General features: G+C 44.2%; 16 protein-coding genes. 8 read left to right on the top strand and 8 right to left on the bottom strand.

Annotation, left to right across the window (positions count from 1 at the left end; all coding sequences use genetic code 11):
- Window positions 1-111 precede the first annotated feature (111 nt).
- The 5 genes from P0M28_RS11465 to P0M28_RS11445 all read right to left on the bottom strand — a co-directional run bounded on the left by P0M28_RS11465 (window position 112) and on the right by P0M28_RS11445 (window position 4,915).
- The gene (locus tag P0M28_RS11465) at window positions 112-513 is read right to left on the bottom strand and encodes a VOC family protein (protein WP_302210040.1); all 402 of its coding nucleotides are present in this window, start codon (window positions 511-513) and stop codon (window positions 112-114) included.
- Between the two features lie 86 nt (window positions 514-599).
- The gene (locus P0M28_RS11460) at window positions 600-2,102 is read right to left on the bottom strand and encodes a M48 family metalloprotease (RefSeq protein WP_302210039.1); all 1,503 of its coding nucleotides are present in this window, start codon (window positions 2,100-2,102) and stop codon (window positions 600-602) included.
- Between the two features lie 153 nt (window positions 2,103-2,255).
- A complete protein-coding gene (locus P0M28_RS11455; protein ID WP_302210038.1) occupies window positions 2,256-2,930 on the bottom strand; it encodes an SdpI family protein in 675 nt (224 codons plus the stop codon).
- The gene (locus P0M28_RS11450; RefSeq protein ID WP_302210037.1) at window positions 2,927-3,214 is read right to left on the bottom strand and encodes an autorepressor SdpR family transcription factor; all 288 of its coding nucleotides are present in this window, start codon (window positions 3,212-3,214) and stop codon (window positions 2,927-2,929) included. Before P0M28_RS11450 ends, P0M28_RS11455 begins: the two co-directional genes overlap by 4 nt.
- A 147-nt stretch (window positions 3,215-3,361) precedes the next feature.
- Window positions 3,362-4,915 (bottom strand): FG-GAP repeat domain-containing protein, encoded by a 1,554-nt coding sequence (locus P0M28_RS11445; RefSeq protein ID WP_302210036.1) that lies wholly within the window; start codon window positions 4,913-4,915, stop codon window positions 3,362-3,364.
- A 141-nt stretch (window positions 4,916-5,056) separates the two neighbouring features.
- Between P0M28_RS11445 and P0M28_RS11440 the strand changes: the two genes are divergently transcribed.
- The 7 genes from P0M28_RS11440 (at window position 5,057) to P0M28_RS11410 (ending at window position 10,418) form a co-directional block, all read left to right on the top strand.
- Complete coding sequence (locus P0M28_RS11440; RefSeq protein WP_302210035.1) at window positions 5,057-5,224, top strand: hypothetical protein; 168 nt, start codon at window positions 5,057-5,059, stop codon at window positions 5,222-5,224.
- A 129-nt stretch (window positions 5,225-5,353) separates the two neighbouring features.
- Window positions 5,354-6,028 carry a nitroreductase family protein gene (locus tag P0M28_RS11435; protein WP_302210034.1) on the top strand — a complete coding sequence of 225 codons (675 nt, stop codon included), beginning with the start codon at window positions 5,354-5,356 and terminating at the stop codon, window positions 6,026-6,028.
- A gap of 76 nt (window positions 6,029-6,104) precedes the next feature.
- Complete coding sequence (locus P0M28_RS11430; RefSeq protein WP_302210033.1) at window positions 6,105-7,088, top strand: type I phosphomannose isomerase catalytic subunit; 984 nt, start codon at window positions 6,105-6,107, stop codon at window positions 7,086-7,088.
- 102 nt (window positions 7,089-7,190) lie between these two features.
- Window positions 7,191-7,913: a lipoyl(octanoyl) transferase LipB gene (gene lipB / locus P0M28_RS11425; RefSeq protein ID WP_302210032.1), complete on the top strand. Its 723-nt coding sequence runs from the start codon at window positions 7,191-7,193 to the stop codon at window positions 7,911-7,913.
- A gap of 22 nt (window positions 7,914-7,935) precedes the next feature.
- The gene (locus tag P0M28_RS11420; protein WP_302210031.1) at window positions 7,936-8,412 is read left to right on the top strand and encodes an NUDIX hydrolase; all 477 of its coding nucleotides are present in this window, start codon (window positions 7,936-7,938) and stop codon (window positions 8,410-8,412) included.
- Between the two features lie 98 nt (window positions 8,413-8,510).
- Window positions 8,511-8,912, top strand: a complete 402-nt coding sequence (locus P0M28_RS11415; protein WP_302210030.1) for a hypothetical protein — start codon at window positions 8,511-8,513, stop codon at window positions 8,910-8,912.
- Window positions 8,913-8,936: 24 nt separating this feature from the next.
- Entirely contained in the window at window positions 8,937-10,418 is a 1,482-nt protein-coding gene (locus P0M28_RS11410) for a gluconokinase (protein WP_302210029.1), read from the top strand.
- Here the strand turns inward: P0M28_RS11410 and P0M28_RS11405 are convergent.
- The 3 genes from P0M28_RS11405 to P0M28_RS11395 all read right to left on the bottom strand — a co-directional run bounded on the left by P0M28_RS11405 (window position 10,413) and on the right by P0M28_RS11395 (window position 13,246).
- Entirely contained in the window at window positions 10,413-11,264 is an 852-nt protein-coding gene (locus P0M28_RS11405) for a transglutaminase-like domain-containing protein (RefSeq protein WP_302210028.1), read from the bottom strand. The two genes, P0M28_RS11410 and P0M28_RS11405, sit on opposite strands and share 6 nt — an antisense overlap.
- Before the next feature lie 102 nt (window positions 11,265-11,366).
- Window positions 11,367-12,347, bottom strand: coding sequence for an MlaD family protein (locus P0M28_RS11400; RefSeq protein ID WP_302210027.1), 981 nt, complete (start codon window positions 12,345-12,347; stop codon window positions 11,367-11,369).
- A 110-nt stretch (window positions 12,348-12,457) separates the two neighbouring features.
- A complete protein-coding gene (locus P0M28_RS11395; protein WP_302210026.1) occupies window positions 12,458-13,246 on the bottom strand; it encodes an N-acetylmuramoyl-L-alanine amidase family protein in 789 nt (262 codons plus the stop codon).
- Between the two features lie 73 nt (window positions 13,247-13,319).
- On the opposite strand from P0M28_RS11395, the gene P0M28_RS11390 reads away from it, so the two are divergent.
- Window positions 13,320-16,220 carry a putative LPS assembly protein LptD gene (locus P0M28_RS11390; protein WP_302210025.1) on the top strand — a complete coding sequence of 967 codons (2,901 nt, stop codon included), beginning with the start codon at window positions 13,320-13,322 and terminating at the stop codon, window positions 16,218-16,220.
- The last annotated feature ends 86 nt before the right edge of the window (window positions 16,221-16,306 follow it).

Below are 16,306 nucleotides of genomic sequence, written 5' to 3'. Positions count from 1 at the left end.
AAAATAAAACTATAATAATTACATTGGTATGATTTTTAGTAAAAATTAAATTATAAAAATACAATTAATGAGCGGTAAAATACGTTCGTCTCGCCACTTGTTACTAACCGCTTATGATTTTTTTGAGGCAGGTTCTATCAAGTCCCATAAGTTACCGTAGAGATCCGCAAATACAGCAACTGTACCGTAGGGTTCTTCTTTAGGTGGTCTGACGAACTCAACTCCTTTTGATTTCATAAACTCGTAATCGTACCAGAAGTCATCAGTATGCAGAAAGAGGAATACGCGCCCACCGGTTTGGTGGCCGACGTACTTCTTTTGTTCTTCATTAGCAGCTTTCGCCAGTAGTAGATGGAATGATTGATCGCCGGGTGGGGCAACCCGTACCCAGCGTTTGGTTTCACTTAGTGGGGTATCTTCTAGTAAAACAAAGCCCAGCTTTTCAGTGTAAAAGGTAATGGCTTCATCGTAATCGGCTACTACTAGGGTAATACCAACAATTTTCTGGGACATTATAATTGGTTTGCCCCAAAAATAAGAAAGTACTCCTGAACTCAATCAGAAGTACTTATTTGTTTGGTTGTTAGTAGTGTTGTAATTTATTTGTCTTGGGCAAAGGCATCGGCATTATCCCGAGTGACAGTTTTAATTAGCATACCTTGTTGAACTTGTTCGTTTAGTTGCATACCGTTCAGTATAGCTAGTTCTTCTAAACGGTCATTCGCCATGTTGAAGCTTTTGAGCGTTTGCGATAGCGTAGCTGTGCGAGGTACTTCTTGAATACTAATCCGCTCTGGCTGGACATTAATCTTACTCTGATCGGTAAGCTCGGCAAAGTTCTTCATAGTATTAGTAAATGTGTTACTGAACTGATTAAAATCCTGCTGAGTACTAATTCCCGTAATGTTATAGATATTTCCTCCGTACTGAATTAGGTACGTTAGCAGGCGAATTTGCTGCTGTTGTTGCTGCTGAGGTTGACCCTGAGTTTGCTGAGGCTGAACATCGGCTAAGATGGATAGTGCGGGTAATCCGTTGACATTACCTCTATCTGATTGAATAACTGATAAGTTATTATTTTGAACTAATGCCTGCCCAGCTTCTTCTAGTGAGTTACCTTGACTAAGGCTAAGCGTCATAATGGCTCGCCCTTCTTTATGCGCCATTTGCACTTGTTGAGGAGTATTCTGGAAAGTCCAACCCTGTGGGGTAGGAAACTGGAACTTGAGTACCGGATGGTAAAATACACCCGCTTCCAAGTAGCCTTGATTCGGGTCTTCGCCGTAAATCATTCCATCAATCATGCGTAAATAGGAGTTACGACCTACTTCTAGGTTATCTGCTTTGGTTTTCTTCTTCCACTTTTGAGCCAACTGCTGTACTTTCTGCTGACGATCAGCCGGGTCGGGGTGGGTTGACATGAATGTGGGTACACTTTGTCCGGCATCGCCCCGCATTCGGTCTAGCGTATTAAAGAAGTTTGCCATTTCATCAGCGTCGTAACCAATCTTGGTGGAATATTCTACTCCCAGTTTATCCGACTGTTTTTCATCATCGCGACCAAATTTGAGAAAGAGTAGTCCAATTCCTTGCTGAGCAGCATCGGCAAACTGGGCTAGTTCAGGGGAGATCACCATTCCGGCCACCAGGCCAACCTGCGCCAACATTTGTTTGCTGTACTGGCTAGCTGAGTGGCGAGCGGTTACGTGACCAATCTCATGGCCAAGAACTCCGGCAAACTCGGCTTCGTTGTTAAAGTGCGCCATAATGCCTCGGGTAAAGTAGATGAAACCACCGGGCACGGCAAAAGCATTTACTACCGGAGAATCTACAATCTTAAACTCGTAGGCTAGGTCAGGGCGGTGCGAAACTTTCGCCATTTGCTGACCTTTCTGATTAATAAATTGCTGTAACTCTTTATCGTCGTAGACTCCAAAAAATTGGGTGATCTGCGGATCATTCTGTTCACCCATTGCTCGCTCCTGGTTGCTAGACATGAGCATCAATTCTTTCTTGCCAGTTACCGGATTAGTGGCGCAACCGGATAGCCAAAAGCTAGTAGCTACAATCAATAGGTAAGATATATATCGCTGTATTCTCATAATGTTAATGTTTATCAGAACTAGCGTGTCCAAAAAAAATGCCTTCGAGAAAAATGGCGATTTCATCGGATATTAGTGAGCAACATCACGATACATCTAACTTGTTTCCCCAATAGTGGGGAAGAATGACAACAGGTTTACAAGAAAAAGGCTCTAGTCGCTGTCGGCAGATTTGGGTTGGTACATTTTTCGGTATAGCACATAGGAGTGAATTACTGGAACCAGCGTAAGCACCAAAGTGATTGCTGAAAACAGAATTAGGTACGCAAAATTTTCTAGGCGAAATACGAACAACAGTAAAATTAGTGAACCCGCTACCCATAGTTTTGCCCCAAATCGATGGACCTGCCACCATATTTCAGGATACTCCAACGTCCAGGGAGTGCGAATACCGGCGAAATAGTTGGGAGGAAACTTAGCCATTAGGTTGCCAACCACCAAGAATAAAAATATTGAAACTACTTTTCCGATGAAAATCATGTCAATTGTATATCCTACCTCCTTCAGTACGATACTGCTCATCATTATGGCCAAAACAGCCATTACTGTCAGGCGGATAAACCGGAGAGGCTTGCGGATTCGCTGGGCGTTAGGTTTAGGGTCAATAACGGGAACTACCAATAGAATCAAATAGGTAATTAGGCTTGTTCCTAGTGTAGTGAGGAGAAAGACAGATTTTGGTTGATAGTCATCGGCATTGCCTGCCAAATTCCAGTGAGTGGTTAACTGTTCGGGCAATTGGTTCCAGAAGAATAAGGTAAGAGCAGTAGGAAGCGACAAGAATAATAGGGCTAGACCGTCTTTTTTGAGGAAATTTAGGGTTTTCATGATGATTGTTTTTTAGAGGTTGGTTTGGGGCTTTGGTGTAACTCCATCAGCCAGCTTATGACTTCATCTAGTACCGATGTATTGAGAGAGTAATGGACGTATTGTCCTCTTTTATCAGGAAATACCAGATCAGCCTGCTTGAGTAAATCTAAATGATACGAGATACTAGGCTTGCTGATATGAAACGCTTCGGCAATTTCTCCAGCAGTTAAGTCTTTCTCCTTTAACATCTCTAGAATTTCCCGGCGGATGGGGTCATCCAAAGCCTTAAATAATTTTTTCATTAGATAATTAGATAAATGTCTAAATAAGAATACGTGTTAAAGAAAAAAGGGTTGTATCTTTTTACACAAACAGGCTTCTTTTAGCTACGTACTCCCGTGCGATGCAATCGTGCTCTAGTAGGAGAAGAAAGAGTAACAAGCCCTACATTATTTGACCTTAATCTGATTCTCCAGCACCACAAACGGAATACCTTGCTCAACCCACTTTGCTAGCAAGCCATTGGGTGGCACCACCTCAAACGCTAGAGAACCAAGTGCAATATCTAGGTCTCCGTCACCGTCCAGGTCGCCAGTGTCGGCTACTAGCCAACGTCCGTAGGTACTTTCGGTAAAAGTGTGAGCCGAAAAGTTCATCTCACCTTCATTTTGTAAGTAGACAAATCCTGATTCTGGAGCTAACTGATAGTTGGGGAAAAAGGAGATTGCCGCTATATCTAAATCGCCATCCTGGTCGTAATCCGCCGGAAGTGCCCGGTACGCTCCCGGAAGCGGATAAAACCAGGACTGCTTAAACTGGTAGTTTCCATCATTACTAAAGAAGTAGATGCCGTGGTAGGGTTTTAGTATCGGAGGGTAATCGGCGTTGTCGCCCGCTGTGTATACAATATCCTTATCGCCATCTTTATCAATGTCCATGAGCAGCATTGAGCTAGAACCGTAGGATGGCGGAAATTGCAAAATAGTTTCTTCCCGAAACTTCCCTTCACCCTGATTGATGTAGGCAAAGATACCTTCGTCGCCCTGCCCAAATAAGGCTAACACATCAGGCTTACCATCCTGATTAATATCCTGCACGTAGGCTGCAATGGCTCCCGGCTGTTGCCGTAGGGTAACTTTTTGAAAACTACCATCGAGCTGCTGCTGGTAGTAAAACAATCCACCCAGCCACTTCCCAAATTCACAAGTCAGCAAGTCGGGCAAACCGTTTTGATCCAAATCAGCTACCGTGGTTTGTACCGGGCGTTGCAAACTGTCTAGCAGCACAAAGGGCGCGCCTTCACCTGTCCTTGGCAGGGTTATGACTTTTCCCTGCGGATTATCGGTAGGAGAGAATGAACCCATGACGGTTATTAAAAACTGCTCGGGTGACACTTCGGTGTATACCGCACCCTCTCCGGTTCGAGCCACTCGTTGCAAATTAAGATTATCATCAAACTGGTACAGACTTTTAGAGTTGGCATCGCCTACCAACAACTGCTGCCGATGAATTTTAACCATTGTGGTGCTCGGCGGTGACAAGCGGTACGAGGGAATCTGCACTCGAAAATCAGGTAGACCCACCGAAATTTCCGGCTTAGCAACTGATAAAGAATCAGGGGCTTGATCCAGATAATAATCCTGAATAGCCTGCCACTGATCTTGATTAATAATAGGCTGAGTAGGATAAATCCTAGCCTGATCTACTCTTGCCCCACCTAAGCCTGCTTCCAGTAAAGATTGGCGTACACTATCGTGCTCATAAATTCCTGAACGGTAGCCCATGCGGGGCAATACATACTTTTGCCAGATAGGTTTAGGTAGTAAACCGGGTTCGGGATACTGATGACAGTTTCCGCAGTACTGCTGTGATAAAGTGTAACCAACTGAGAGAGTATCAATATTAGCTGGCTCTAAGACCTCAGTAGGAGATTGACAGCTAAACAGTAGCCATCCGAAGAAGAGAGTTACGAATAGTTTACACGGTAACTGATAAGCCGCCATAGCCGCGAAACTAGCACAAAAGATAGTAGTGTTGGTAGAATCTAGAAGTTTTTATCTTTGGTATATTGCTGATTGTTAAATGGCTAAATTGTTACTACCCACTTATCAACTATCCATTTTCACTTGTTAATTAGTACAACTATGTTGTTCCGAGAAGCCACTCGATCTGACGTAATAAAAATTGTAAGCATGCTGGCTGATGATAAATTAGGCCGTCAGCGCGAAGATTTTACTGATCCTTTGCCCGATAGCTATTCCGCTGGGCGATTAATCGGTCTAAAGAGCGAGGTGCCCATCTATTGCAGCTAACTACGGATAAAAAGCGTCCGGACGCTATTAAGTTCTACGAAAAGCTTGAGTTCGTGGCAACTCACGAAGGTATGAAACTGCACTTTCGGCAGTAATCCGTTACCTTTGTAATGTAGAACCGTCAGCAATATGGCTACCTCAGAAGACAAACCATTCATTCCCTACCGAAACCCTACCTACGAAGGAAAAGCATTACTCCAACGAGCAGAAGAATTCTACCAGTTTATGAACCGTCGCCGTTCGCTGCGAATGTTTTCGGATAAGCCTGTACCGAAGGAAGTGATTCAGAATATTATTATGACCGCCTCATCGGCTCCCTCAGGAGCGCACAAACAACCCTGGACATTTTGCGCTATTTCCAGCCCGGAAGTAAAGGCTAAAATTCGCCAGGCGGCTGAGAAGGAAGAATACACCAACTACCACGGTCGGATGTCTGATACCTGGCTAGACGATTTGAAAGCCTTTGGCACTGATGAACATAAACCCTTTCTGGAAATTGCTCCCTGGCTGATTGTGGTTTGTAAGCGAGCCTACGAAGAGTATGAAGGCGAGAAGAAAAATAACTACTACGTTACCGAATCCGTCGGCATTGCTACCGGATTTTTGCTCACGGCGATTCATCACGCCGGTTTAGTCGCCCTGACCCACACACCTAGCCCCATGAGTTTTCTCACTAAAGTACTGAACCGCCCCACCAACGAACGTCCATTTCTACTCATCCCAGTTGGTTACCCGACGGAAGATGCCGAAGTGCCCGATATCCAACGAAAACCACCCGAAGACGTTATTGTATACTATGAATAAGTACAAATTAGAGTAGTTACGTGAACTTAACATCTCTTTTGCTGATATTTTCCCCGAACTATAACCACAAAAAAGTATGACCGAACTGTATCCACTGAAATTCCGCACCATATATAAAGATAAAATCTGGGGTGGTGAGAAAATTAAAACCGTACTGGGAAAAGATTTCACCCCGCTACCCAACTGTGGCGAAACCTGGGAAATCTCCGGCGTTACTGGTAATGTGTCCGAAGTGGCGGAGGGAGCCTTAGCGGGCAAAAATCTGCAAGAGATTTTGAAGACCTACCAAGGAAAACTAGTGGGTGAGCAGGTTTATCAGAAATACGGTGATGAGTTTCCGCTGCTTATCAAGTTTATCGATGCCAACGACGATCTGTCTATTCAGGTGCATCCCGACGATGAACTAGCGCAGCAGCGGCATAATTCGTTCGGAAAAACTGAAATGTGGTACATTATGCAAGCCGATGAAGAAGCTCAACTCACCGTAGGTTTCAATCAGCCTATGAGCCGAGAGAAATACTTAGATGCTTTTGAAGACGGGAAACTAATGAGTATTCTGAACGAAGAGGATGTTCAGGCGGGTGACGTGTTCTTCCTTCCGGCGGGACGCGTTCATAGTATTGGCAAAGGAATCCTGCTAGCCGAGATTCAGCAAACATCCGATGTTACCTATCGTATCTACGACTTTGATCGGCGAGATGATAAGGGTAATACCCGCGAACTGCACATTGAGCAAGCCCTAGATGCGATTGACTACCAGGAATACGACGAATACAAAACCCGCTACGAAGCTAAAGAAAATGAAGTGACAGAAATAGTCCAAGCTCCTTACTTCGTCACCTCCCGCTTGCAGTTTACCGAGAATACTTCGCGAGATTATTCTGGTCGGGATTCGTTTACAATCTACGTCTGTGTGGATGGTGAAGCGGATATTTACAGTGATGGGAAGAGCTATCTAATTAAAAAAGGAGAGGCCTGTCTACTGCCCGCCAGCATTCAACACGTAGAATTGGTAACGTCGGAGGGCTTTACGCTGTTAGAATCCTATGTACCGGAATGATAATTGAAGATTACAAATTGCAAATTTTGCTGTCTCCTGCTACCTCCCCATAGTCATTTGTAGAAGACTCTGAGAAGGCAAATTTGCATCGAATTATTCCTGATGCTAGAAAAGAACAAACAAGTAAATGTTCAGTATTTAGGCTTAGTGGATTATGCCCAGGCCTGGGATTATCAGGAAGAGGTTTTTGCGGAAATCATCCAGACTAAAATTGTGAATCGTAAGCAACCGGATCAAGCAAAGGCTACTGAAAACTACTTGCTGTTTTGCGAGCATCCGCCCGTGTATACGCTAGGTAAAAGCGGAAAAGAAAGTAACTTATTATTATCGTCCGAAGAGCTGGCTAAAAAAGGAGTTCAGTACTACCCGATTAATCGGGGCGGTGATATTACTTTTCACGGACCAGGGCAACTAGTGGGCTACCCGGTTTTAGATTTAGATAACTTCTTCACCGATATTCATCGTTACCTCCGAATGCTAGAAGAGGCGATTATTCTCACCTTGGCGGATTATGGCATAGACGGTGGGCGCATTGCTGGACTTACCGGAGTATGGATCGATTACGAGGAGCAGAAGAATCCCCGTAAAATCTGTGCGATGGGAGTAAAAGCCAGCCGTTGGGTAACCATGCACGGTTTTGCCCTCAATATAAATACCGACTTACAATACTTTGATTATATCATCCCCTGCGGAATAGAAGGTAAGGCCGTCACCTCACTAGCTCAGGAGTTAGGCAAGCCCCATAATATGGAAGAAGTAAGTGCCCGATTGTTGAAGCATTTGGCGAGTTTGTTTGAGATGGATCCTATTCCGACATCATGTTAAGACCCTTAGAAAAAATTAGCTAATGGAAGAATGGGATTTATATGATCAACATAGGATTAGAACTGGTAAAGTAGTCAAGCGAGGAAAAATATTCAATCCAAATGAGTTTCACTTAGTCATCCACGTCTGCATCATCAATTCAAATAATCAATTACTGATACAACAAAGACAACCTTTTAAAGAAGGATGGGAAAATATGTGGGATTTGACTGTGGGTGGGAGTGCCCATGCTGGCGAAACCAGTAATCAAGCGGCAGAAAGAGAGTTGTTTGAAGAAATTGGTTACAAGGCAGATCTGAGTACTATAAGACCAGTTTTTACTGTAAACTTTAACAGAGGATTTGATGATTATTATATATTGAAAGCAGACATAAATCTAGAGAAATTAAGCTTACAGGTGGCTGAAGTTAAAAGATGGAGGTGGAGTTCATTCAAAATAGGTGAAAGACGCCACTACACAACAAACACTACCATCCAAAAGGAGGCTAAGGTATTTTAGGGGATTGGTACGATGGAATATTCTTTTGAGAGTTTGAAACGTACAGCTCACGAATGATGGTTGAACGATACTAAGAATGAACAAGCAAAGCTGGTTTTATGAAAAAAGATATTGATTTTCCGAAGGTAGAAGGAGTACGGATGGCGATTAGCCGTCAGAAAAATGAAGTGTCAGGTGAGTACGAATTCCATGTGTACCTGATCAATGAGAATGATTTTACGCTGGAGAATGTACTGATCAATTCCTCGGGTTACAGCAAGAAGAAGGAACAGAAAACATCAGTACTGCGGCATTATTTAGATAGTGTGGCCCCGAACAGTGTGGCTAAGGTTGAGTTAATTAATCCTGAACTATTCGCTTTTGTCAATCAGTTTTGGGTTAGCTACTACATTGAGAAGAAAGTGTACGATAAGAAGTTTATCTTTATGCCCGAGAGCGTGACTGATGAAAATTTTCAGTATATAGCTTCGCTAGAAATGGAAGGCGTTCTTCACGCCTGAAAATAAAACCTAATTTTTTAATCTATGAGCCTGGTACCTATTATGCTCGGTATTGATGTAGGCACTACTAGCGTAAAGGTGCTGGCCGCTGATATCGAAGGAAAAAATATTTGCGCCGAAGATGCTTCTTATTCCTTACATCAGCCTCAGGATGGCTACCGAGAACAGAATCCGCAAGAAATACTGGAAGCAGTACACCAGACGGTAAAAGCAGTTATTAGCCAACTGAACCAACCAATAACCGGAGTAAGCTTTAGCACAGCGATGCACAGTTTACTAGCTGTAGATGAAGATGGGAACCCAATTACTCCCATGCTCACTTGGGCAGATACTCGCAGCCAAAAGTACGCAGAAGAGCTTCGCGGTACTGATTTAGGTAATGCTATTTACCAAAAAGGCGGTGCGCCAATTCACGCTATGTTGCCCCTTTGCAAAATTGCCTGGCTACGTGACCATCAACCGGAGATTTTCAGGCAAGCCTACAAATTTCTGTCATTTAAAGAGTGGCTACTTTATCAGTGGTTTGGCGAATACGTGGTGGATTATTCTATGGCGACTGCTACCGGACTATTCAATCAGGAAACACTGGGTTGGAATAAAGATGCTTTAGCTTTTGCAAGTATTGACGCTCAGCAGTTATCTCAACCGGTGCCCACCACCTACATATTGCAAGGGTTTGACAGTAAAATCGTTGAAGAAACTGATTTGCCCAAAGATACGCCAGTAGTAGTTGGGGCGAGCGATGGTTGTTTGGCAAATCTGTACGCCAGCGGGCTGAATCCTAAGGAAGCCACACTATCGTTGGGTACGAGCGGAGCTATTCGGCTAATTTCGCAGAAGGCTTTGCCTGATGAGCAGATGCGGATATTTAATTATCTGCTTACCGAAGATTATCATGTATTGGGTGGGCCCACCAACAACGGGGGGATTATTCTCAATTGGCTTCACCAGAATTTATATCACGGCAAATGTTCTTATGAGGAAGTACTGACGAAAGCAGCTCAAGTTGAACCCGGAGCCGATACATTAGTTTGTCTACCGTATTTTCACGGAGAGCGAGCACCCTTCTGGAATGAGCGTATCCAGGGCGGATACTTTGGAGTAGACTCCGATCATACGGTAGATTATTTTGCCCGAGCCGCCCTAGAGGGCGTAGTGTACAATATGTACAGTATTGGTCAGGGGTTGGAAGATGCTGCCGGAAGCTTCGATGCTATTTGGGCGGACGGGGGCGTAACCCGTTCGGATTTTATGGTACAACTCATTGCCGATGTGTTTGACAAACCAGTGTACGTGGCCGAAAGCCACCACGGAGTAGCCGAAGGAGCGATTATGCTAGGAAGCTACGCATTAGAATTAGTAAATTCTTTAGAAGAAGTGGGGAGAAATACCGAGAAAGAACAAGAGTTTACTCCAAATTCAGCACTTCGCTCAGTATATCAGGAGCAGTATGAACGCTTTTGTGAGTGGGCAAAAGCAGTGAACCAGCAAACAATGAAATTATAAGACGAGAATATCGCCATCCGATACAATCTCCAGGAGCTGCTTTACTTCGTCGGCCTTTTCAAACTCGTCTAATTTCTCAAACGAAACAGTTAGATTACGCAACATTCGCCGAATGATATCGATATTCTGGCAAGGCTGGTAAAACATATCTTCGGGCGATAGCTTCAGTTGTTTAATATAATTATCAATGTCTTGCTCCTTAAAAACGAGCCCTCGGCTAAAAGCATTAATGTAAAATTGCAGATCGTCTTGCTTATAGGTTAGAATAAATAGGCTAGGCAGATTTACCCCGTATATCGGCATTTTAAGACGCTGAGCCACGAGCATGTAGACTACGCAGAGCGAGATAGGATTACCCTTCTTGGTTTCCAATACCCGGTTAATCATAGAGTTGGCCGGAGAGTGGAAATGTTTATTATTCGCGCGAAATTTTAATTTGTTAAAGAGAACACTATTCAAGATACGTACCTGATCGTAGGGATGTGCATCAGTTTTGAACTCCAGCCAGCTATCGTAATAAATGTGCTGAAGGCTCTCTTGAATACTTTCCAGCGATAGGTCAGGGTACTGATACGTGGCAATAATCCACATGCCTTCCGTCAGATCTTGCTCGGCACTACTGTACCACTTACCTAAGCGAGCTTTCAGCGACTCAAACTGAAGCGTATGAATAAGATCTTCTAGTCGCCGTTGTACATTAGGATTAAAGTTTTTTTCCCACTCTTGCTCAAGAAAAGGAATAATGGGGTTACCGTAAGAGATAATACGTTCTTCTACATGGGTAAGCACCTCGTAATCTTCGTCGTCTAGCAGGGCTACTAGTGCTTTAAGTTCCCGGTCTTTCATAGGCATCTTTTTCTTCAGGGAAATTCTCTAAAGATACGCAAACTGCCAATTATTCTCTAAGCTAGAAATCAGAAATATTAGAGAAAGGGATGATTGGCGCAGTTATTCATTGCCATCCTTCTTCTTGTCCTTATCTTTGCCGCCCCCAAATACCGAAAAGTGTACGTAGCGTTTTGGGTTTTCCCTAAAATCGACGAGCAATAAGTCTAAATCTCGGGCAGTACTATTCAAATTCGTGTAGAGCGAATCATCGTTGAGCAATTTACCCATTGAGCCTTCGCCTTCGTTCATTTTGGTAGTAATCTGATTGAGGGTTTGAGCAATCGCTTCAAATTCCTCTATCGTAGATTGTATCTGAAGGCTATCTACTTTTTGATTGAGTTTAGCTAACAGTGGGCCAACTCCGTTTTCTGGATCGCTTAGCTGTCGGGTAAGTAATTCTAAATTGGCGATGGTAGCGTTTAAACCACGCTCATTTTGCTGAAGAATGTCGTTTATACTTCGGGTAGTACCTTCCAGGTTATTCACAGCGGCTGAGACTGATGTGGTATCTCCTACCAGCGTGCCAATAATATTGGACATATCCGACTGATCGTTAGCTCCCAGAATCTGATTAACGCGAGCCAGAGTAGAATCTAGTTTTTCAGTAATTGGGAGAGCTTGCGCCTGCACTCGCTCTACAATTCCCAATTCTACATTGGAGCGTAAAGTATCGCCGTCGTCGATGGGTTGGCTAATGTCGCCCACTTTCAGATACAGTGCTTTGCTTCCCAGTAAATCGCTGGAGACCAACGATGTAGTGGCTCCTTCGCCCAGCAGTATTTTCTCGTCGATGTTCATTGTTACCAGCAAGCTGTTTCCCCGGTTTTGCTCGAGCTCTATTTTCATTACCTGCCCCACTTTGTAGCCGTTAATCATTACCGGGTTAGAGGTGGTGAGCCCTTCAATATTATCGTAAACTACGTAGTAGGTGTTGAAGCGAGAGAATACTTCGGTTCCTTTTAAGAATCGCACTCCGAGAAAAAGGATGACCGCCGCTACGATGGCCAACAGAGAGACTTTAATTTCTTTGGATAATTTCACGAATAAAAAATAGTTTACGTCAAAATTCTTTACAAAAGTATTGTGATAGCTTCCCTACTTACATACTGAATACCACTTCATTAGGTTTAGCAGATTGATTAATTATCCGGTTAATTTGTTTCTATTTCATTTTTATAGTCACGAATAGCCCGGAAGATACCCGAAGCAAGGTAGGTTTGCCCGAGTTCGTCGTTTAAGTACTTTTCTTCTTTCGGGTTGGTTAAATACCCCAACTCTACCAACACACTGGGCATAGACGTGCGCCACAGTACCAAAAAACCCGCTTGCTTCACCCCTCGACTACGGCGGCCCACCCGGTGCTTAAATTGCGACTCGATCTTATCGGCCAATACTAGGCTATTACCTAAATACGCATTTTGGTAAAGCGCAAACAGAATATGTGATTCGGGGGCGTTAGGATCATAACCTGCGTAACGTTCTTCAAAGTCTTCCTCCATCAAAATTACCGAGTTTTCTCGTCGGGCTACATTCAAGTTGTCTTCCACCTTATGGGTACCCATTACGTAGGTTTCGGTGCCGTACACCGATTCATTACCAGCCGGCATGGCATTGGCGTGAATAGAGATAAATAAATCAGCTCCATTTTCGTTAGCAATATCTGCCCGTCCCTCTAGCGAAATAAAGTTATCACTGTCTCGAGTATACACTACCTCTACCTCGGGTAAGTGCTTAGCAAGTATTTTTCCTAGCTTTTTAGCTACGCTCAGGGCAATATCTTTTTCTTCAGAAAACACTCCGTGGGTTCCTTGGTCCTTTCCACCGTGTCCCGCATCAATCACCACTTTCTTCACCTGATATTGTTTTACTCCTACGGTACTAAAGGAGGCCATCAGTAGCAGAAGCGAAAAACAGGCGATGTATATAATATTTCTCACCATGCTTCGGTTGTTTAGGTAACAAAGCCTACTTTTGTGCAAACTTGCCACATTTTCTCTAAAACTTAAAAATACATTGCATTATTTACAATACGCATGTATTATTTGGCTAGTATTTGCCGTAGCTACAAATTTACGCGCGCAAACACCCGAAGACCCGCTCCCTAATGCCGATACATTGGGGATTTTAGGTCCGAACGATACAATTCCGCCTAATTTATTACCCCCCGTTGATACAACTACCTTAGCTGCCGACTCAGTGCTGACCGATAGTACAGCTGTACAGCAAGAAGGTGATATAGAGACCACCATTACGTATGATGCTGAAGATTCTATTAATTTTGATGTAGTCAATCAGGTTATTCAGCTCTACGGTAATGCTACCATCAATTACGGCGAAACCTCACTGCAAGCCGACTACGTAGAACTAGATTGGGTAAACAATACGGTTACTGCCCGGGGGCAGGAAGATTCTACCGGACAAGTGACCGGTAAACCTATTTTTAAGGACGGAGGCGAGGAATACCAGACCGAAGAAATTCGCTATAACTTTGATACCCGCCGAGCCTACATTTCGGGGGTGCTCACCCAGCCAGAAGGGCAAGGAGCCGGTTATGTGTACGGCGAAACAGTGAAGAAGAACGAGCGCGATGAAGTATTCATTAATCAGGGCTGGTACACTACCTGCGACTGTGAACCGGGCGAAATTCCTGATTTCTACATCCAGTCTAAGCGGTTGAAGGTAGTGCCAGGTAACCTAGTAGTTTCCGGGCCCTTTAACGTGGTGATTACCGATATTCCTACTCCACTAGGGTTGCCGTTCGGCATTTTCCCCATGCCCCGGGAGCAGAACTCAGGCATTATTGTTCCGCAGTACGGGGAAGAGCAACGGAGGGGGTTCTTCCTAAGAAACGGAGGCTACTACTTCGATATTAACGAATATGTGAACCTGACGTTACTGGGCGAGATCTACTCTAAAGGAAGCTACGGGTTTACCGTAAACTCCCAGTACCGCAAGCGCTACGCCTACAATGGTGGGTTAGACTTCCGCTTTAACCAGCAGCGAATAGACCCCGATAGCGAAGATTCGGAGGTAGCTCGCGACTTTCGGATTAACTTTCGGCACGCCCCTCAGCCCCGGGGGGTAAGCCGATTTTCAGCGTCGGTTAACGCCGCTACCAGCACGTATAACCAAAACAACCCTTCGCTCAATGTACAGCAGAACTTAAATACTACCCTTAACTCTAGTGTGCAATATTCTACCGCATTTCGCAATACTCCGTTTAATATGGCCTTGAGTGCGCGCCACAATCAAAACCTGCTTACTGGAACATTTAACGTAATACTGCCCGATATTTCGGTGAATATGAACCGAATTTATCCGTTTCAGAACATTGCCAAACGGCGTACCGGATGGTTGGCTAAAGTTAACGTAGGCTACCGAATGCAGGGGCGCAATGAGTTTACCAACGGACGAGTGCAGCCACCCCGTAATATTCCTTTCGATCAGATTGCCGGGTATGATCCGATATTGGCCGATAGTATCTTGGCGATCAACGGTAATAACCTGCCCGAGATTCTGAAGCGTACCGAAACCGGGATGCGCCACACCATTCCTATTTCTACTTCATTCAATTTACTCAAGCATATTACCGTATCGCCCTCATTTAATTATGAAGAAATTTGGTATCTGAATAAGTTTGCTTACGATGATAGCGACTTTAATAACATTAGAATTGATACGCTCCGAGGGTTTCATCGGGTAAGTTCCTGGAATACTAGTATGAGTTTTAGCACGCGGATATACGGTACAGTTCCCTTTAAAAGCGGTGGTAATATTCAGGCAATTCGCCATACGATTATTCCCTCTATCAGTGTAGGTTACACTCCCAATTATGAAGGTCGTTACTACCAAGAAGTGCGAATCGGGCCTGAACTAAACGAGGCAAATGATCCGTTCTTTCAGGAAGGGCGCGATCGAAATCTAGTAACAGTCCCACTATTTGATGAACGGGTATATCGCGCCCCCAACGCTGGACAAGCCGGTTCTATTGGATTTTCATTGGGTAACAATATTGAAATGAAGGTGCGGGATAAGAAGGATACTACCGATGCCGAAAACGCCACTAAGAAAATACCAATCTTTGAAAGTCTGCAACTGAGCACCAGCTACAATCTTGCAGCTGATTCATTTAATCTAGCTCCATTTAACATCTCAGCGCGCACTCGACTACTAGACGGAAAAGTATCTATCAATGGAGGGGCTACCGTAGACCCGTATATTTATATTCCTGATCCGACCAACCCGAGGGATACTGCCCAGAATGGTGAAATATTTGCCCGATTGGTTAAGTTCGATCAGTACGCCTGGCAGACAAGGCCTACCCCTGATGGGTTGGGAGGGGTCAATGAGCGGAACTTTAGTATTGGTACGCTTTCTCGCGCCAATTTTAATATAAGTACTCGGCTGCAACCCAAAGCTAAGGAGAATAAAGAAGAGGGAGGCGATCCTGAAGATGATATAGACCCCACGGTAGATGAACTAAACCAGCTAGAACTGGTAGGCCCCGCCTTCAATGATTACGCTGATTTCGATGTAGCTTGGAGTTTGCAACTGCGCTATGCCTTTAATTATCGGAAAAACTTAACTAGAGAGATTATTCAGCCAGCCCCGCGAGAGAATGAATTTGCTCCTGAGCCTACCGCTAGTCCATTTACCCAATCGCTACAGTTTTCGGGCGATGCTAACCTTACGCCTAAGTGGAAAGTACGCTTTCAGTCGGGCTACGATTTTGAGCGGGAAGAAATTACCCAAACCAACGTCACTATTTTCCGCGACTTAGACTGCTTCGATTTTCGATTTGATTGGGTTCCCTTTGGGCGGTTTACCTCCTACTACGTGCAGATTAACGTAAAGTCCTCTATGCTGAGCGATCTGAAGCTTCAGCGTCGCCGAGTGTGGCAGGATTTCTTCTAGTTTGAAGCGTTCATGTATTCGTGTACTCAGGTGTTTGAGTTCAGAGTTTTTTACTCCGAGTTAAGAAGCAGTAATTTTGAACACTC

Origin of the sequence: Tunicatimonas pelagia (assembly GCF_030506325.1) — a bacterium.
Classification (GTDB): domain Bacteria; phylum Bacteroidota; class Bacteroidia; order Cytophagales; family Cyclobacteriaceae; genus Tunicatimonas; species Tunicatimonas pelagia.
This window is presented reverse-complemented; position numbering and strand designations above follow the sequence as displayed.

Coding starts and splice junctions, on each gene's coding strand:
- P0M28_RS11465 (WP_302210040.1), bottom strand. CDS start 513: ATGTCCCAGAAAATTGTTGGTATTACCCTAGTAGTAGCCGATTACGAT.
- P0M28_RS11460 (WP_302210039.1), bottom strand. CDS start 2,102: ATGAGAATACAGCGATATATATCTTACCTATTGATTGTAGCTACTAGC.
- P0M28_RS11455 (WP_302210038.1), bottom strand. CDS start 2,930: ATGAAAACCCTAAATTTCCTCAAAAAAGACGGTCTAGCCCTATTATTC.
- P0M28_RS11450 (WP_302210037.1), bottom strand. CDS start 3,214: ATGAAAAAATTATTTAAGGCTTTGGATGACCCCATCCGCCGGGAAATT.
- P0M28_RS11445 (WP_302210036.1), bottom strand. CDS start 4,915: ATGGCGGCTTATCAGTTACCGTGTAAACTATTCGTAACTCTCTTCTTC.
- P0M28_RS11440 (WP_302210035.1), top strand. CDS start 5,057: ATGTTGTTCCGAGAAGCCACTCGATCTGACGTAATAAAAATTGTAAGC.
- P0M28_RS11435 (WP_302210034.1), top strand. CDS start 5,354: ATGGCTACCTCAGAAGACAAACCATTCATTCCCTACCGAAACCCTACC.
- P0M28_RS11430 (WP_302210033.1), top strand. CDS start 6,105: ATGACCGAACTGTATCCACTGAAATTCCGCACCATATATAAAGATAAA.
- lipB (WP_302210032.1), top strand. CDS start 7,191: ATGCTAGAAAAGAACAAACAAGTAAATGTTCAGTATTTAGGCTTAGTG.
- P0M28_RS11420 (WP_302210031.1), top strand. CDS start 7,936: ATGGAAGAATGGGATTTATATGATCAACATAGGATTAGAACTGGTAAA.
- P0M28_RS11415 (WP_302210030.1), top strand. CDS start 8,511: ATGAAAAAAGATATTGATTTTCCGAAGGTAGAAGGAGTACGGATGGCG.
- P0M28_RS11410 (WP_302210029.1), top strand. CDS start 8,937: ATGAGCCTGGTACCTATTATGCTCGGTATTGATGTAGGCACTACTAGC.
- P0M28_RS11405 (WP_302210028.1), bottom strand. CDS start 11,264: ATGAAAGACCGGGAACTTAAAGCACTAGTAGCCCTGCTAGACGACGAA.
- P0M28_RS11395 (WP_302210026.1), bottom strand. CDS start 13,246: ATGGTGAGAAATATTATATACATCGCCTGTTTTTCGCTTCTGCTACTG.